The organism is bacterium (genome assembly GCA_023230585.1).
Lineage (GTDB): Bacteria > Ratteibacteria > UBA8468 > B48-G9 > JAFGKM01 > JALNXB01.
The window spans coordinates 51,697-70,503 of record JALNXB010000005.1; the positions used below are offsets into that span (position 1 = coordinate 51,697).

Annotated in this window: 17 protein-coding genes; 2 read left to right on the top strand and 15 right to left on the bottom strand. The window is 34.3% G+C overall.

The genetic code is table 11. The annotated features are described in order from the left end of the window. Positions 1-19: 19 nt before the first annotated feature. From M0P98_02180 to M0P98_02215, 8 genes are all read right to left on the bottom strand, one after another. On the bottom strand, positions 20-1,927 hold the full coding sequence (locus M0P98_02180) for a hypothetical protein (GenBank protein ID MCK9265681.1): 1,908 nt from the start codon (positions 1,925-1,927) through the stop codon (positions 20-22). 22 nt (positions 1,928-1,949) lie between these two features. Next, positions 1,950-3,356, bottom strand: coding sequence for a hypothetical protein (locus M0P98_02185; protein ID MCK9265682.1), 1,407 nt, complete (start codon positions 3,354-3,356; stop codon positions 1,950-1,952). Between the two features lie 77 nt (positions 3,357-3,433). Then, entirely contained in the window at positions 3,434-4,453 is a 1,020-nt protein-coding gene (locus M0P98_02190) for a Gfo/Idh/MocA family oxidoreductase (protein MCK9265683.1), read from the bottom strand. A 44-nt stretch (positions 4,454-4,497) separates the two neighbouring features. Continuing rightward, positions 4,498-5,361, bottom strand: coding sequence for a sugar phosphate isomerase/epimerase (locus M0P98_02195; protein ID MCK9265684.1), 864 nt, complete (start codon positions 5,359-5,361; stop codon positions 4,498-4,500). 224 nt (positions 5,362-5,585) lie between these two features. Then, positions 5,586-6,860: a serine--tRNA ligase gene (gene serS / locus M0P98_02200; protein MCK9265685.1), complete on the bottom strand. Its 1,275-nt coding sequence runs from the start codon at positions 6,858-6,860 to the stop codon at positions 5,586-5,588. A 23-nt stretch (positions 6,861-6,883) separates the two neighbouring features. Then, the gene (locus tag M0P98_02205; GenBank protein ID MCK9265686.1) at positions 6,884-7,171 is read right to left on the bottom strand and encodes a septum formation initiator family protein; all 288 of its coding nucleotides are present in this window, start codon (positions 7,169-7,171) and stop codon (positions 6,884-6,886) included. A gap of 7 nt (positions 7,172-7,178) precedes the next feature. Continuing rightward, complete coding sequence (gene eno / locus M0P98_02210) at positions 7,179-8,450, bottom strand: phosphopyruvate hydratase (protein ID MCK9265687.1); 1,272 nt, start codon at positions 8,448-8,450, stop codon at positions 7,179-7,181. Between the two features lie 6 nt (positions 8,451-8,456). After that, positions 8,457-9,110, bottom strand: a complete 654-nt coding sequence (locus M0P98_02215; protein ID MCK9265688.1) for an HAD family hydrolase — start codon at positions 9,108-9,110, stop codon at positions 8,457-8,459. Between the two features lie 185 nt (positions 9,111-9,295). Between M0P98_02215 and M0P98_02220 the strand changes: the two genes are divergently transcribed. Both M0P98_02220 and M0P98_02225 read left to right on the top strand, forming a co-directional pair. Further along, positions 9,296-9,646, top strand: a complete 351-nt coding sequence (locus tag M0P98_02220; GenBank protein MCK9265689.1) for a hypothetical protein — start codon at positions 9,296-9,298, stop codon at positions 9,644-9,646. A 79-nt stretch (positions 9,647-9,725) separates the two neighbouring features. Then, positions 9,726-10,589, top strand: a complete 864-nt coding sequence (locus M0P98_02225) for a CvpA family protein (protein MCK9265690.1) — start codon at positions 9,726-9,728, stop codon at positions 10,587-10,589. A gap of 10 nt (positions 10,590-10,599) precedes the next feature. Here M0P98_02225 and M0P98_02230 read toward each other — a convergent pair whose 3' ends face one another. The 7 genes from M0P98_02230 to M0P98_02260 all read right to left on the bottom strand — a co-directional run bounded on the left by M0P98_02230 (position 10,600) and on the right by M0P98_02260 (position 18,806). Then, positions 10,600-11,880: an ABC transporter permease gene (locus tag M0P98_02230; GenBank protein MCK9265691.1), complete on the bottom strand. Its 1,281-nt coding sequence runs from the start codon at positions 11,878-11,880 to the stop codon at positions 10,600-10,602. A gap of 33 nt (positions 11,881-11,913) precedes the next feature. Beyond that, positions 11,914-12,579, bottom strand: coding sequence for an ABC transporter ATP-binding protein (locus M0P98_02235; protein MCK9265692.1), 666 nt, complete (start codon positions 12,577-12,579; stop codon positions 11,914-11,916). Positions 12,580-12,587: 8 nt separating this feature from the next. Next, positions 12,588-14,366: an HlyD family efflux transporter periplasmic adaptor subunit gene (locus tag M0P98_02240; protein MCK9265693.1), complete on the bottom strand. Its 1,779-nt coding sequence runs from the start codon at positions 14,364-14,366 to the stop codon at positions 12,588-12,590. Further along, positions 14,338-15,921, bottom strand: a complete 1,584-nt coding sequence (locus M0P98_02245; protein ID MCK9265694.1) for a TolC family protein — start codon at positions 15,919-15,921, stop codon at positions 14,338-14,340. The genes M0P98_02240 and M0P98_02245 overlap by 29 nt, the downstream gene beginning before the upstream one ends. 130 nt (positions 15,922-16,051) lie before the next feature. Beyond that, positions 16,052-17,299: a phosphoribosylamine--glycine ligase gene (purD, locus tag M0P98_02250; protein ID MCK9265695.1), complete on the bottom strand. Its 1,248-nt coding sequence runs from the start codon at positions 17,297-17,299 to the stop codon at positions 16,052-16,054. A gap of 467 nt (positions 17,300-17,766) precedes the next feature. Then, positions 17,767-18,510: a CPBP family intramembrane metalloprotease gene (locus M0P98_02255; protein ID MCK9265696.1), complete on the bottom strand. Its 744-nt coding sequence runs from the start codon at positions 18,508-18,510 to the stop codon at positions 17,767-17,769. 29 nt (positions 18,511-18,539) lie between these two features. Then, a complete protein-coding gene (locus tag M0P98_02260) occupies positions 18,540-18,806 on the bottom strand; it encodes a hypothetical protein (GenBank protein MCK9265697.1) in 267 nt (88 codons plus the stop codon). Between the last annotated feature and the right edge of the window lies 1 nt (position 18,807).

Below are 18,807 nucleotides of genomic sequence, written 5' to 3' on the forward strand. Positions count from 1 at the left end.
ATTAATTCCTTATATAGTTTTAAAGAAAAATAGGAGACAAAAAAATATAGAAAGAAAAATCTTCATCATTCTTTCTTATCTTCATATTCAACTCCCAACAATGTAACTTCTTCCATATTTCAATTGTCCTACGGTTAAAAGAGGCATCGTTCACATCATAACAAAGGTTGATAGCATATTTCCAACTACTACCTACGCTATGATTGAATCCTGCATTAATACCTGATATATCTCCTTGCTCATCATACCTTGTTCCAAATGAAAATTGTTTATCTTTATAGTCTACAACCATATCATTTGCACCAAAAACATATTTACCTTTCACCATATCCCATTGATTGTCTCCTAATAAAGATATATTTTTGGTTATTTTAAAATCGTATTTTAAGGTTGTTTCTTCAAAATCTTTATTGGTTATATTATATAGGTTCTCAAACGAAATAATCTGAGGGTATTTTTCATAACGCCATATTGACCAGTCCAATGCGGTTTTTGCATAAAGACCATTGTTTATGTTCTCCACTCTATCAAAATATTCAAGCTTATCTTTATTGTATTTTGCTGTTCTGTATAAGAGAGAAAATGATGGGTTCAAATATCCTACAAAATCTGTCTCTTCTCTTTTTAATAGGATTGAACTTTTTAATCCTATCTCACCCAAAAGATTCAATCTGTTTTCTTCAGAATTTCTATAGTCAACCCCTGCCAATGATATGTATGGTGAAAAAACAAAATATCCAGATTCATTACGAGTAGAAAGAGTTAAAGACTCAACACTTCTTAAGGTATACTCTTTATCTTTATAAAAATTTGTTATACGGAAATCATTTTCTAAATATATGGGGGTTTGAGGCACTTTTAATATTGGAGTATAAAACCTCAACTCTGGTATTTTTTCTATATTTAAAAAATCGTCTCCTGCACTATCTCTAAATCCTATATGAAAAATTCCACTTTCAAAATTCTTAGTTAATGCAATATGGTTGTAGGTTCTACTTTTATTGTAGTATGTGTCTTTAAAGAAATCATAAAAAAAATCTTTATCATACATCCATCTCCAATCAATAATAACATTAAAAGGTATACTGGAAAGAGAAAAAGGTTTAGATAGTTCAGTAAATCCACCATATTCAAATTCACCCTTATCAAATTGATAAGAAAGAAATGCAGATAGTTTAAAATTCTTATCTTCAGAAACAACCTCAGGACCAGCACCTATACTTTTTGTGCCAATATTAACTTTTGTGGCTAATGAGATATCAGAAGTTTCTGAGACTCTATGATTAAATATCATCTCCAATGTTTTACCCACACGGGAAGTATGCCCTGTACTTATCAAGAAAGGTGATGACTTGGTCTTATAATCAATGGTAATACGCGGAAAATAAAAGACAGCAAATTTTTCTCCAAGAAAAAGTTTCATCTTTTCTGCTTTCAAGTAATCTTTATGCACATACTTAATCTTCTCCACAGCCAACCTATAATGAGGGTTCTCTTTATCGCAACTTGTTATATACCCTTTATACAAAAAAAGTGTTGTTTTATCTCTCTCTACTTTTTCTGCTTTTCCATATAAAGGTGGAACTTTAAAGGTAGAGTTAAGCATTACTCCTTCTTCTTGGTACACATTATAAAAAAAACTTTCAGCCCTAAAAGTTCCTTCTATGGTTTCAACATCAACAACCCCTTCTATATTTATTTCACCTGTAGATTGGTTAAATATTGCTTCGTTACATATAATATTTATATCATCCAAAACAACTTTTACGTTGCCTGAAAGAATAAATTTATAAGGTTCACTTGACTCATCAAACTCAACATTCAGGTTGTCTGAAGTATAATAGATGGTCTTACCGGCAGGAAACAGCGAGCTACAAAAAAAAAGAAAAACCAATATAAGAAAAGATGTTATAAACTTTATCTTCATAGTAGAAAAACTTCACATAACCTTAGAATGACACCAATGAAAAATTGAGATATTTTTCAAATGCCTCCTTAATTGGAGCAAGCACATTATCAGGAACAACACTTACATGGTGACGATGTCCAAGGTAGCCTATAGTCTGAAGAATCTTCTGTAGGTTTTCTATCTTTGCAACGCCAGCACATCCAAAAAAATCGGCTGGTATAGGGTCATCAGTAAACTGGGCTTCACCAGCATAAAATTCAAGTTTCCCATCACGGGTTAGCATACCACCATAAGTAAATGGTCCTTCGGATATTATTCCTTGATTACACCCAAACGAACACCCTTGCCCAACACTGTTTGCTAAAATAACGTGGTCAACAATTTTACCTTCGGTTTTCATCATCTTTTTTGGAACAGGGCCACAATGAAAAAGTATACACTTATCTTCTTCTTCACCATAATTATTGTTCCAATCAAGGCATGTAACAACATTTCCAGAAGCCCTGCTTAAAGCGTACATAGTCACAGCATTACCTACATCTACCTCACAAGCGGCGGGTATTCCCCGATTGTTCAGTTCACTCAAGACTACACAAGGAGAAATATTAAGCACCTCTTGCATCTCAGTCCAACAACGTAGAGCGATTGCGTCAAGTTGATACTCTTCTATTATCTCATCAAGCACAACGGCAAGTTTAACAATAGTTTCAAAAGAAGAATGAGGTACACCCTGCCAATCAGAATAACTGCTTAAGACCGATTTTTTCTTTTTAATAGAAGAGCAGTTAGATTTAAGAAGTTTCATACGGTGAAAAATAGACGATAAATCAAAAGTTTCCACAGTAATACCGTGACTCTGTAAAGCTACCTCATCTATCCTAACTGTCTTAAAAGGGGTTGTTCGAGCACCTATAGCTCCAACTGTCATTTTTCTCATTCCTTTGACAACCCTGCAAAGTCTATCAAAATAATCAATATGAGCTTTAAAAGCATTGTTTTTAGGATGGATGGTGTGGGGAGTTAAAGCTGTAAAAGGTAAATTATATTGACGAAAAAGATCCATAATAGATAATTTTCCACAAAAAGCATCTCTTCTGAGTTCAGGTCTCATCTTATCAAGTTCATCTGGGTATGCCTGAACCAATATTGGAACACCTGCTTCTTCAAGTGCGTTAATTGCCCCTGATTCATCTCCAAAATTGGGAAGAGAAAGAATTACTCCATCAAATTTCCCTCTATTTTTTTTCAGAAATTCTGCATATATTTTACCTTCAGCAACAGTCTCTACTGCTCCAAATCTGGTAAGTTTTTCATCAAGAACTATACTTTTATGGCCTGCCTTTTTTAAGGTATCGGACATTTCTTTCCTTGCCGATTCAATAAGAGAACCAGGAAAGAAACCTCTATTGCCAAAAAATAATGCAAACGTTGATTTTTGTGAAAACATATCATTCCCTCCCTATGTAGAGAGATAGTATATAAAAAAAAGAAGAAGACTTGTTTTAAAGTATAACGTTTTCTCTTTTATAAAGGTTTAACATCAACAGGAGCATCCTTTTTATAGGATTCCATTATTGCTTCAATAACATTTACAGCGCTAATCATATCATCGAGAGGCATAACAAATTTTTTCTTATTAATGATAGCGTCAATAAAATGGTCAATTTCAGCTTTAAGAGCACCGCCAACTATACCGTTATACTCTGGCCAATGAGAAATATCTGGCAACTCATAAGGCACATCTGTATCTTTTTCTCTATATATTTCTACCCCTTGGTTAAACTTATTAAGGATTGCTGTTGCTTTAGAGCCATATATCTCAAGGTTTGATTTCAAACCACAAGGAAAATTGGCTGGTAGTACCCAACTAAATTCAAGGTGAGCTACTGCATCTTTTCCAAGATTAGCAAGAACGTAGATACAGTCTTCACTCTTCCATTTTTTGTTAACTTTAACTACCCGTTGAGCAAAAACACGGGTAATTCTTTTTCTTGTACACCACTGTAACGCATCTATATCGTGTATCCCCACATAAAAAAGCATAGAAGTAGAATCTTTTAACCGTTTTGCAATAAGTCTGCTATTTCTTCTTCCAGCAGAAACATGTATAACATCTCCTATCTCTTTATTCTTTACAGATTCATACATTCTTACATAACCCGGTTCAAAACGGAGTAGATGCCCTACCATTATTCTTACACCGTTTTCTTTGCACACTTCCTTAATTTTTTTACAATCTTTCACAGTTCTTGCCATAGGTTTTTCAAGCAAAATATGTTTTCCTGCTTTTGCTGAGGCAACTACCGGTTCAACATGATTATCATCAGGTAGACAGATATCAACAGCATCAAGATCTTCATTAGCAAGCATCTCCCGATAATCGGTGTAAAAAGCAGCACCGAGACTCTTCTTTAATTCTGCCCCTCTGCTTTTATCAACATCTGCAATTGCTACAAGTTCAGCACCGTGAGATTCAGCATAAATACGAGCATGGTAAGTACCTATAAAACCAGCTCCTATAACTCCTACTCTCAATTTCCCCATTTCTTCCTCCTTTTAGCTTGTTAACAAAACAGTTAAAGATTGTATCAGACCAAATCAAAAACTCTTTCAAGAAACTTTTTACATTCAGGGATACCAACCTCTGGGTCAGGAAGGTTATATTCAGGATGCCATGCTTCGTACTCTATAGAAACAAAACCTGTATAATTAATGCTTTTAAGGTTTCTTACTATCCACGGAATATCAAGTTTACCTAAACCATAAACTGTACAATAGAGAGTATTAACTATATTTCCTTGAAACCAGAACGGATACCCATCTTTAAGGTGTGTATGAACAATGTAGTCTTTCTGGTCAAAAAAACCTTGCCTATAATCTTTAAGGTTTCCATAAAGATTTCCCGGTTCATATATAACTCCAAAATTGTTAGAGCCAACAGTAGAACAAAATTTAGCAAGTTTATCTGTATAAACGCTCATAGAAAGGCAATGGTTCTCCATCCCCATTTTTACATCCTTTTCCTCAGCATAAACGACTGCTTCTCTAATATAGGGTAATACCCTCTCCACTATAACAGGGTCAAAAGGAGCAGCAGGGTCTGGGTTGTAGGGAATACCTGTGCCAACTCTAATCACCGAAGCACCAAGGTCTACTGCAAGGTCTATCTCTTTCTTCATCTCTTGTAGTTCATTATCTCTTACCTTTTCATCTTCGGAAGAAAATTTACTACCAACAGAACCAGCAAGTGAACATATCTCTACATTATACTTTTTAGCAAGAGCTACAACATTTTTCCTTTCATCTGTACTCATACTTCTTAACACATGCCCTGAAGGATTTGAGGCTCTTGCGTCAGCATACTTTAACCCAACCGTATTCATAAATTTTAAAACCTGTTCAAAATCTTCCGTATGTTTTGTTAAACTTATTGTGCAAAAAGAAATTTTCATTTTCCTCTCCTAATCCTTTATGTTTTTATCTGCCAAACTTGGCTATGCTTTAAGCGTTAATTACGCAGGAAAGCCTTATGTGCCTGCGGCAATCCTCGTTTTCCCTTAACCTGCATACAGCCCCTCCTCCTACGCTAAAATACAAGCCTCATCCCATTAACCACTCTGCAAACCCCTGAGGACATACTATCCCAAGCACCTCCAAGGGGTAGAAGGCAAAAAAGTTAAGGTTTAATAACTTCCATTCCACCCATATATTTCTGCAAAACCTCAGGTACAATAACAGAACCGTCAGGCTGTTGATATTGCTCAAGAATAGCAATTATCACTCTCGGTAAAGCAACCCCTGAACCGTTCAATGTATGTAGATATTCTTTAGCACCACTCTTCTTCCTATATCTAATATTCCCTCTTTTAGCTTGAAAATCCTCAAAATTAGAACAAGAGGAAACTTCCAACCATTTTTCAGTCCCTGAAGCCCAAACTTCAATATCATAACATTTGCTTGCTGAAAAACTTAGGTCACCAGTACAGAGTTTTAATACTCTATAAGATAACTTTAAAGATTGAAGAATACTTTCGGCTTCAGAAAGAAGAGTTTCAAGTTCATTATAGGAAGTTTCTGGTTTTACAAATTTAACAAGTTCCACCTTATCAAACTGATGTAGTCTCATTAAACCTTTTGTATCTTTTCCATAAGCACCCGCTTCTCTCCTAAAGCAAGGAGTGTAAGCAACATAATATATTGGAAGATTTCCTTCATCCACAAGGTCGCCTCTATGTAGATTTGTAACCGGAACCTCTGCAGTAGGTATAAGGAATAGATCGTCCTCCTGCACAAAATACATATCTTTTTCAAGTTTAGGTATCTGTCCTGTTGAAAACATACTATCTCTATTTACAACTGCAGGGACCCATACTTCTTTAAAACCATTTTTCAAATGAGTCTCTATCATAAAATTTATAAGAGCCCTAACAAGAGAAGCACCTGCTCCCATAAAAACAGGGAAAAAACTTCCAGAAATTTTAGCGCCTTTAGGAAAATCAAGAATACCAAGATTAGTTCCTACTTCCCAATGTGGAAGAACCTTAAACGAAGGAGTAACTCCTAATTGCCATTCTTTTATAGTTTCATTATCGGCAGCGTTTTTACCTATAGGAACAGAATTATGTGAAATATTGGGAATCATTGAGATAATAAGTTCAAACTCTTTCTCTATCTCTTTAAGTTCTGCTTCCCTCTCTCTTATCTCATCAGAGTACTCTTTTGCCTGCTTAACCATTTCTTTAAAAGAGTCTTCATTTTTTTCATCTTTTCTGTTGGAAATTTTTAGGCTTATATCTTTCTGCATTTTTTTTCTTTCCTCAACAAAAGATATTATCTCCCTTCTTGAATTATCCAGTTCTTCAAGTTTTTCCCAATCTATCTTTTCGCCTTTATTAAAAGATGCAACCTTTAATAGTTCAAGATTATCTCTTACAAACTTCGCAGAATACATATTTCTCTCCTCATTTAGCTTTTTTAACGCCCCTCAGGTTCCTGGTCTTGAATCCTATATATATATTCCCCTTCTTTCACATATCCATAATTCTCACGCAAAAGTTTTTCGGTAAAATATGGGTCCTGCTGAAGGGACTCAAGGTAATTTAAAAGTTGAGTATTATCTTCTTCAAGTTTGGATATCTCATTCAAATAATGTCGGTATAAATTTCGTTGTTTAATAAGATTGTTTAAACGAGGCAAATTTAACACTGTAAGAATAATAGACAAAAACAAAACACGCTTCTTATTCTTATTTCTTCTTTTCATATTTCTCCTATTTTAAAAGAAGTTTGCCTGCATAATCCGCATTTTCACCGAGAGAATCCTCAATTCTTAATAGTTGATTATATTTACACAAACGTTCCGACCTACTTAAAGAACCTGTCTTAATTTGACCAGCATTAACACCAACCGACAAATCAGCTATAAAGGTATCTTCTGTTTCTCCGCTTCTATGAGAAATAACTACACCATAACTGTTCTGCTGAGCCATCTCTATTGTTTCAAGTGTTTCTGTTAGAGTTCCTATCTGGTTCACTTTTATAAGTATTGCGTTTGCAACCTTTTTCTCAATACCTTCTTTAAAAATTACAGGATTCGTAACAAATATATCGTCACCTACAATCTGAGTTTGATTTCCTATCCTTCTTGTCATATCATACCAACCATCCCAATCATTTTCAGCTAAACCATCTTCAATTGAAAATATAGGGTATTTTTTTATTATTGTTTCGTAATAATCTACCAGTTCGCTCGAAGTTTTTTTCTTACCTTCAAATAGATATGAACCTTTCTCAAATATTGATGAAGCAGCAACATCAAGAGCTATATAAATATCTTTTCCTTCAACATAACCTGCTTTTTGTATAGATTCTACTATCAAAGATAATGCTTCCTCGTTGGTGTTAAGGTTAGGAGCAAAACCGCCTTCATCTCCCACCGAAGTGATATGCCCTTTTTCTTTAAGAATGTTTTTCAAAACCTGAAAAACTTCTGCTGTCATCCTGTACCCGTCTTTAAAAGTTTTTGCACCTAAAGGTGCTATCATAAACTCTTGTATATCAAGATTGTTGTCAGCGTGCATACCTCCATTAATTATATTACAGAGTGGCACAGGTAAAATATTTGCTCTAAGCCCACCAAGATAAAAATAGAGAGGTAAACAGAGAGACTCTGCAGCGGCTCTTGCAACAGCAAGACTTACACCAAGCATAGCGTTGGCACCAAGTTTTGATTTGTTTTCTGTTCCATCAAGTTCTATAAGAAATTTATCTATTGCTCTCTGTTCAGTAACTAAAAACCCTTCACTGATAAGTTCAGGTGCAATAATTTCATTAACATTATCAACAGCTATCTGAACACCTTTCCCAAGAAACCTTTCTCCACCATCTCTAAGTTCTAAAGCCTCCCTCTCACCTGTAGACGCACCCGACGGGACAGCTGCCCTTTCAAGTGTACCATCTTCTAACATTACTTCAACCTCTACTGTGGGGGTACCTCTTGAATCAAGTATTTCTCGAGCGCTAATATCAATAATTTCCATCAAAGCCTCCTATTGTTTCAAATTATCCTTTATATATTTTTTAAAATCTATTAAATTTGCAAAAATCTTAATATCTTTTATCTTTTTTAAATCTTCGTAAGGGGTAGACCCAGTTGAAAGTAAAAATGTGTCAACCCCTGCCCTTGTTCCTGCTAAAAAATCTACATCCATATCTCCAACATAAAAAGTTTCTTCTGGTTTAACTTTATGAAAATCCATTATATGCAATATCATATCAGGGGAAGGTTTTGCTTTAGACACATCGTCTTCGGTACATATTATATCAAAATATCTTCTCATATTCAATTCATTTAATAGTTCACCAGCTGACACTTTTGACCTGTTGGTTGCAACTCCCAAAAGTAGGTCTCTATCTAAAAGGAATTTCAGTAGTTCCTCACCACCCTGAAAAAGTTTTACGTTCCCTTTTAAAAACCTTTTATGGTTATCTTTGTAAATTGCCATCAATTCAGAAACATGTTCCTCTTTTACAAATTTTGATGCAAGATTTCTGCTACCTCCACCAACTGCTCTTTTCACTGTTTCAACAGAAACTGTAGGGTACCCTAAAATACCCAAAGAATAATTAAAAGTTGCTGATATAGCGTTATAAGCATCCACCAAAGTTCCATCTAAATCAAAAATTCCAAGTTTTTTATTCATTAATATTACTTTACACTAAACTATATCTATTGTCAATCGTCTAACAATTAAAAGAAAGAAAAACTGCTGGTTTTATTATAAAAATCTTGTTTTAGTAAAAACATTCGTTTCTAAATAGCACGTTAGAGTTTCTCTTGTTCTATTTTTTACTGGTAATAGAGCAATGGGAAAGAAGGAGGTGAAAAGTGAAAAAAATATTTAAAATTGCTATACCCCTAATTTTTATATCCTCTACGATTTCTCTGTTTGCCCAAGAACCGCAAGTGCAAAAACAACTTAAAGAAACTTTAGAGATGAGACAACAGATGAGAGAGATAGAAAAAAATATTATAGAAAATGATTCTGAATTAAAAAGTATTGCGGAAGAATTAAAAAATACAAGCAACAGATTACGCGAAAGATTAAACGCTAAACTTGCTGGGCATACAGAGTATCAAGAACTCAAGAAAAAAACTGAAAAAATGAAAGAAGACTGGAGGAAAGAACGTCCAGAAAGAAGAAAAAGAAGACCTAGCGAAAGACCCCCAATAAAATAGCGTTACAATTTATAAATAATTTATCTTCCAAACATTAAAATAATTTTTTTCTTTTTAAAAAAATGTGGTAATATATGGTATGACTGGAATAGATATTATAATTATCCTTATTTTCTGTTTTAGTGTTTTAATTGGTTACCATAGGGGTTTTGTATGTAGTGTTGGTGACATATTGGGCATAGTTTTAGGTTCAATTATAGCTTCCTTTGCCTACCGTGCTCCCTTAAAACTTATGACCCAATTTGATATTACTGGTATTGCAGTAGAGTTGGTCTTTTTCATTCTTACACTCCTCTTTTTTTCACTCCTTTTGATAATACTAATAGAGTCATTAAGAAAGCGTATCGATGCTAAACATTTTATAGACAGATACGCAGGTCTTATTTTAGGCGCTTTTGAAGGCTTTATTTTTACTGGGTTGCTTCTATTTATAATGAGCGCTTCTTTTAATTCAGCAACAGAGGTACAAAATAGCAAACTTTCAAAAAATGTTATACGTTTTATGCCTGCCGTTTATGAAAAGAGCGAACAATTTGGTATTATTTTTCCTAAAATGATACTCCTCTCAACAGAGTATATTGACGAGTTTAAACAGAGTAAGAAGGATATACAATTTTCAAAACTAAACTTTTCATCTTTTGATGGCTACACTTGTATGGAGTGCGGAGGTAAAGTTAAATTTGAAGGTTATTTTCAAAGAGTTGGAGCTACTTTTATACCAAAATTCACCTGTTTAGAGTGTGAAAGAACATCTTGTGGTTGCCAAACCTATCAAGGTTTTCATAATTTATATAACAAATGCCCCATAGAAATAGCAAAAACAAAACTGAGATTTGATTGTGGACACTGGAGCAATCATAAACTTATTACACCAAAAGGACCTTGTCCAATAGATAACCAGACTATTGAATTCTGGTTATGGGAACCGCCTCAAGAATATTAAGTAGAAATTTTCACTCATGACGTAGAGCCTCTATAGGGTCAAGCCAAGCAGCTTTTCTTGCAGGATATATTCCAAACGTAATTCCTATTGCAACTGATATTCCAAAAGCTATAAGTACCGACCAGTATGTAACTATTGTTACCATACCAGCTAATTTAGTAACAACTGCTGGAATAGTTATTCCAAGAAAGACACCTATTAACCCGCCAACAGACGATAGAATAACAGCTTCAATTAGAAACTGGTTTATTATATCTCTCCTTTTTGCACCGAGCGCCCTTCTAATACCTATCTCTCTAGTCCTTTCGGTCACGGTTGCAAGCATAATATTCATAATCCCTATACCACCAACAATAAGAGATATGGCAGCTATAGCCCCTAAAACAATATTAAAGATTTTTGTTGTATGTTCAGCTTGTTTAAGCAGTTGTAAAGGCACAAGTATTTCATAATCTGGTTGTTTGTGAGTTGTAGTAAGAATATCTTCAATTATAGCAGCAGTAGTAACTATTTTCTGTGCATCTGCAACTTTTATTATAAAACGATGGTATTTTACCCAACTTTTATCAGAAGACCGTCGCCCTGCTCCTGTTTCGCCTAAAGTATATTCACCATAATATGCTCTTTGAGTTGTGAGAGGCATATAAACATCAAAATTGATATCTTCTGCTTCAAATCCTACCCCTGAAACAATTGCCCTTTCACTCGCAACCCCCACAACCGTAAAATAGTTCTGCCCTATTCTAATCTCTTTTCCAATAGCGTTGTCCAGAGGAATTAATTGTTTTTTTACAGATGACCCTATTATTACATAAGGTTTTGAGAGGTTGTAATCTACATAATTAAAGAACCGTCCATTTATAATTTCAAGGTTCATAACACCAGGATACTCAGGGTATGTTCCAACAAGTTTTACACTCATACTTTTATCCAAATACCATACATCTCTCTTATCTTCCCAAGCAGGTATAACCTTTTCAACTGATGGCACGCTTTCAATCTTAGCTAAATCCTCTGGAGTTAACCCGTAAGCTACAAGAGACACTGTTTGCTGAGCTCCTGACTCTCTTGGAGGTTTTACTGCTTTAATTATTACATTGTGGCTACCTAACTCTTTAATCTTTTCTCTTGCCTCAAAACTTGCTCCCTCTCCAATCGCAAGCATTGATATCACAGATGCAACACCAAAAACTATACCAAGAATTGTCAACAAAGAGCGGAGTTTATGCATATATATATTTTTCCACCCTGCTTTAATAATTCTATTTATATGAAATATATTTATATTCATTTTTTATACTAAGAGATATGGTCTCTTGCTCCTTTATCCACTAACTATTTCTCCATCAAGTATCCTGACAATTACCTTACCATATTCTGCTATTTTACTGTCGTGGGTAATAACAAAAAGGGTGGTACCCTTCTCATTAAGGTTTGTCAGTAGGTTCATTATCTCTACACCTGTTTTAGTATCAAGGTTCCCTGTAGGTTCATCGGCAAGTATAAATGTTGGTTCATTTATAAGAGCCCTTGCTATTGCTACTCTCTGTTGTTGCCCACCTGAAAGTTCAGTAGGTTTATGTCGCACCCTATCTTTTAGTCCAACAAGTTCAGCCATCTGAAGCGCCTTCTCCGAAACCAATCTATCATCAACCCCTTGATAAAATAATGGTAGACCGATATTTTCAACAACTGTAAGATGTTGTATCAGATTATACGATTGAAATATAAAACCTATCTTAGTACTTCTTATTATTGAAAGTTTATCGTCATCTAAAGAAGATACCTCATGGTTCTCTAAAAGATATCTACCCGATGTCGGTGTATCCAAACACCCAAGTATATTAAGCATAGTTGTTTTGCCGCTTCCAGAAGGACCCATCAAAGATATATGTACACCTTTTTCAATCTCAAGACATATATCTTTCAAGACAGGAATCTTTATCTTACCAATTTCATAAGTTTTAGTGATATTTTCAAGTTTGATTATAGGTTCCATTATTCTCTTTCCATCGCTGGTCTTCTACGCCTACCGCTTCCTGTTCGTTGGACAGGTGCAGAGTTATCAGAATCGGGAACCACATTCGCAGGTTGACTGTTTAAAGACGGTCTTTCAACTTCTCTCTCAGGTTCAGTTTGTGCTGGAACACTTTCTTGAGATGATGTATCTGTCTTAAAAACCCCTTTTTCTTCTAACTCAGCTTTTTTTATTTTAGAAGTTAAAGAAACCCCTGGTTTAATTATTACTGTTTCGCCTTCTTTTAATCCTTCCTTTATCTCTACCAATGTTTCGCTACTATCCCCAAGTTCAACCTCTTTTTCTATAATATGCCCTTCTTTTAAAACAGATAGAAATGAACTGTTCCCTTTAAAATAGACAGCATTTATTGGTACTGCTACAACATCTTTCAACTCTTTTATTAAAATTTCTACTTTAGCTGTCATCCCCGGCTTCAGAAACTCCATATTATCGCTAAGATTATTAAGGGTTATCTGGGTAAGATAAATATTAATATCTGGATTTTGAAATTTTATGGCAGCATCAGGCATAATAGCAACCTTTTTTACTGTTCCAGTAAGTGGTACGTCAGGAAAAGCATCTACTCTTATATTTGCCAACATACCTGTTTGAACTTTTTTTATTGAAGATTCGTGTATCTTAACCTCAACCCCCATACTTCTAAAATCAGGCAGATTAAAAAGTTCTTGATACATTCTTATACTTGTACCCGGTTGAATAGGGCTCTGACTTGCCCAAGGTCTTGAACTGGTTGCATAAGTAACAAACCCTTGTTTGGTTGCTCTTATTGTGCAGTTTTCTATATTTTGTTCAACATCTCTAAGATTCCCCCTTGTTTGTATATATGCAGATTTTCTATTTCTTAGGTTTGCTTCAATTTGTATCATCCTTGCTCTTGCTGTATCTTTTGTTCGTTCAAACTGATTCATAGCCACTTTATAGTTTGACATATAAGTCTCAACCGCTTTAACAAAATCATATTTAAGAAAAAGCTGGTATTCAAGTTCTGCTTGTTGCTGTGCAACTTCTTTCTGTTTGAGAGCAAGTCTATCTGCTTCAAGTTCCATTTTTGTTACATACCCTTTTTCAGAAAGTTTCTGACTCCACTCAACCTTATCTCTTGCTCTTACAACTTCTTCTTTTGCAAGGTCAATCTTGTTTTCGAGAGAACTTTTTTTGTTTAACGCTTCCCCACCTAAATTATCGCTTCTAATCAAAACTGCATAATTTATATCTTCACTTTTATCAAGAATACTCTTAGAAAGGATAGCGCCAAGGTACTTGTCGAGGTCCATCTCTGCAAACTTAACCTTCAATTCTGCCTGAGAGATATCGTTATCATTCTGTTTTTTTTGTATCTCAAGGTTCTGCCCTGCTTCTGTATATGCAGCCAGAGTATTTTCAACATTAAGAGTCAACTGCTCCTTTCTATCTTCCAGATCTTTTGAATCAAGACTAATAAGAATTCTTCCGTTTGCAATATCCTGTTCTGTTATTTCTGTTCCTTCATCTATTACATCAAGAATAGTTCTATTACCTGGTACTTCGTTCCTAATTTTTTGTGATTCTAAAGCAACAAGGTTACCGCCTTCTATGACAGAAATAAGTAGGTCCTGTTTTTTCACAACAAAAGTCACAAGTTCTCCACTTTTTCTTTTATCTACAATTCTTTTATTAACAAAAAATATTACAACTATTATTAGCAAGACCAGATAAAAAATCTTGTTTTTAAATATTCTGTTTAGTAATTTTTTCATATAGGTCTCCCTTCCATAAACCTGTATCGTCTAATTCAAGGTTTTCTGTGGCATAAAGAAATTTTAGATGAGAAATCAAGAAGTTAACAACTGAAGATGATAAAGCATTTTTTGCTTGAAGATACGATTCTTCAGCTTCAAGCAAATCTCTTGTTGTAGCTCTACCGGCTTGCAGTAAAAGATTGGTACTCTCTATTCTTTTTTCTGCAAGGTTTAAACTATTCAACTGTATAAGATAACTCTGATAAAACTCCTCAAGGTTATTATATTGTTGCGAAACTTCCAGAATAATATTGTTACGCATAGACTCAAAATCTCTTTCTTTCCTGTTAAGGTCAAGTAGTGCTCTCTTATATTTATTTCTTTCAGGAAGTTTATTTAGAGGCAAATTAAATGTTATTCTTGTATTATAGGTAGGATCTTTAATATCTAAATCAGGGAAAGATTTTGTTTCTAATGAACTCTTAACCCCTAATCTTACATTAACCTCTGGTTTTAGTTCATCCAGAGCTATATTTATTCCTCTTTTAGCATCTTCCACCCTATCATAATAAGTTAGTAAATCTAATCTTTTCTGTAATGTTGTAGCAAGATACTCCGAAATTTTTATTTCAGGTTTATCTATACCTACATTTATAAGGTGCTCAAGAAGTTGTCCATCCATAATTAGGTTGCTTTCAGCAGGTAAACCAAGAAATATTTTAAAACTATCAAGAGACGTTATATAAGAATTATTCGCACGGACCCAGTTTTGGTATGCAGCAAACTCTGACTGTTTTGCTTGGTCAACCTGAAATGGTGGCAACCTACCTGCTTCAGAAAGGTTCTCAACCCTTTCTCTTGTTGCTTTTAAACTTTCGTAGTTATTATAAATATTTTCAGCACTATTTTTCTTAAGTAATAAAGATAGATACCTCTCAGTAGTATCAACTGAAAAACTATTCTGATACCTTATAAAATTTCTTACCGAATATATAGCATCTCTTTCAGTTTGAACAAGATTTTCTTGGGCAATAGTTCGCCCTGCGCCTTTCAAGAGCGGCTGAAGTAAATTCAAAGATATTATTGTTGGTAGGTCGCTACTTTTATCACCTGTAAGATAATGCAAAAAATCTTTTGTCATATCAAAAGTAATCTGAGCTCCAGTTGCTAACCAACGAAATATATTTAGCCCAAGAGAACCAGAAACAGTTTCATCGTCTGCTTTATTCCATCCAACGTTTCCTGATATATTGTATCTAGTTCTAAAAAGGTACCGCTGGTATGTTAGGTTAAGAATATTTAGATAAACATCTTCCTGTTTTGACTTATAGTCTCTATTATTTTTTACAGCAAAAATAATAGCGTCCTTCATATTCACAAAAATTGTTTCACCAGAAGAGTCATCATCAAGTTTAACAAGTTCTTCAGGAACAAGTTCCTTAGAAATCTCTATCTTTTTTTCTTCAATAATACCGTATACCTCTTTATCAGCGTTTTTTTCAAGGTCTTTCAACGAACATCCAGAAAAAAATAAAAAAACAAAAATAGCAGAGACCTTTATTATTCTTTTCATTTTTACCCTATTATTGATTATTCTACCAAAAAATTTTACGTATAATAATTTGACAGGAATTTATTGATTTTAGTTTAGTCAACTCAATATTTGATTCCTTGTCACTGTTTCACAAAATTGTTGCAATATACTATAAACCTATATCTTTACGAAAGTGGTTCCCTTCAAAAGATATTGTCGAAACGACTTTATATGCTGATTCCCTCGCTTTATCAATAGTGTCATCAAGTGCTGTAACTCCCAAAACCCTTCCGCCAGAAGTTATCAATTTTCCATCCTTTACATCAGTACCAGCGTGAAACACAAAGGCGTTTTTCACCAAATTCAACCCAGTTATTATTCTACCTTTCTTATAGTCTCCAGGGTACCCTTCAGAAGCCATTATAACACATATGGAATCTTTTTTACTCCACTTTATGTCAACATCCGAAATTCTTTGATTTATAACCCCATCTATAACATCCATCAAAGAAGAGTCCATCCTTGGGAGAATTACCTGTGTTTCTGGATCTCCAAACCTAACATTATACTCTAACACATATAGGCCCTTTTCTGTTAACATAAGACCAAAATATAATACTCCTCTATAGTCGATATTCTCTTGTTTTAGCCCTTCAATGGTTGGGATAACTAAACTATTTTTAATTTCTTCTTCAAGGGGTTCATTAATAAGGCTATCAGAAGAAAAACATCCCATTCCACCAGTATTAGGTCCTTGATTACCATCAAAGACCCGTTTATAGTCTCTTGCAGGCACCATAGGAGCATAACCCTTTGTATCAGTAAAAATTAGATACGACAATTCAATACCTTTTAAATACTCTTCAATAATTACTTTACTGTTATCCTTTCCAAAAACTAAATCTTTATATACTTTTTTAAGAAAATCGAGTGCACTCTCTAAATCCTCAGCAACTTTTACTCCTTTACCTGCAGCAAGCCCGTCGTATTTCAAAACTATGGGAAAGTTGCTTTTTTGCAGAACTTCATACCCCATATTATAATTATCGATTACCTGAAAATCAGAAGTTTTAATATTATATTTTTTCATAAAATTCTTCGCAAAAATTTTAGATGATTCTAGTTTAGCGCCTTCTTTATCAGGTCCAAAAATCTTTAACCCTTTTTCTCTGAACAAATCTGTTATACCGATAGCAAGAGGTGCTTCAGGACCAACAATGGTATAATCTACTTTATTGTCCAATGCGAACCTTAAAAGAGCCTCTCGATTCCCTATATCCAAACTAACACATTCAGATAAACCCCTCATACCTCCGTTACCTGGTATTGAGATAATATTGAGTGTCTTATCTTCATTTTTAAGTTTCCATGCAATAGTATGTTCTCTACCACCACCTCCAATAATGAGCACAACCATAATACCTCCTAAAATATAAAATTTCTTCAAATTTAGCAACCGACGTTATTTGCTTGTCTTACGAGGAGCGTCTTAGCCCGAATGCTTTCTGAGGGATTGCGACGTGGTAATCCTCGTCTTTATCCTATACACTATTGTCCCCACCCTCATTCCTTTTCCGCCTACGGCGAGATTGCCACGTTACGAAGCCCCTCCTACGCCAAGGTATACCTGCCGAAGCTTGTATTTTAGCGTAGGTTGGCTACGGCGGGTAAAACTCGCAAGACTAACTACAAAAGACGGAATGGGGGTAACGTAAAAAAACAAAAGCATAAAGCCCCCTCACCCTTGATCCCTCTCCCTCAAGGGGAGAAGGCAAAAAAAAGGGAAGGTGTATGCGCCGTAGTCCCAGAGTGAGTAAATAACACCCCATACGCCTTTCTTTTATGTTTTTATCCTTGCCTTTGTTTTTTCTTCCAGTAAAATACTTAAATATTCAATTGATTAATATCTACGATATTTGTAAATCTTAGTACAAGAAGAACAAGACTTGCAAAAAAGTTGTTAAAAAAATGTACCCCAATTGAGACCCATAAATTATTATACTTTTCAAACAAGAAGGCAAGCACCATTCCTAAAAAAAATAGAGCAGGAAAGTATGAAAACTCAAAGTGAAGTGATGCAAAAACAGCTGAACTTATAAATATTGATTGTGTTACAGAGAACTTCCGTTTTAAAGCTTTATATACAACGCCTCTATAAATAATTTCTTCCGCAATTGGTGCAATAAAAACACTTACAATAAAAAAGAGTATAAGAGAAATATTCGAGTCTAATTGTAGAGAAAGCAATACCACATCTTGCAATTTAGGGGATATGCCTACAGATTTCAGAAAAGAATGGGTGCTTAATGTAATTAGAATTAAAAAGGGGATTAGTAGTAAATAAAAAAGAAATCCTTTAAAAAAATTTTCGACTGGCTTTTTCAATATTGAAAAAAAATATTTCTTAAACCTAAACAAGATTGATGCAATTAAAAAAAAATTTAGGTATGCTGTAAACAACAGAGAGAGGATAAAACTGTTACTTTGAGCATCTTGTGAAAAGTTAAAAATTTCTCCCAAAGCAACACGAGATAATATAACAAATTCTATTAAGATTGCACATATTATAAAAAATATTACCTTCGCATCTGGAAGTTCTTCCTTATAAAATATTTGGTTTATCTCCATCCGGGTTAAAACATCCACGTTGGTATATCTTAGGGTGTAACATCTTCTACATCTTTAATCTCTTCTACATCTTCAATATCTTCAAATTCGTCAAGTATGGGTGTTGCCTCAGTTTCTTCTTCTAAATTAAGTTTTTCTTTCATTGCTAAGTCAGAAAACTCTTCATCTCTTATTGTTTTTCCAGAAGAAACAAATATTGAAAAAAGAGTATGAGCACTCTCTGATAGTTCGTTTACCAATTTGTAGATGTTATCCTCTTTATCATATCTATCTAAAAGTTTGAGATTTGTATTCATA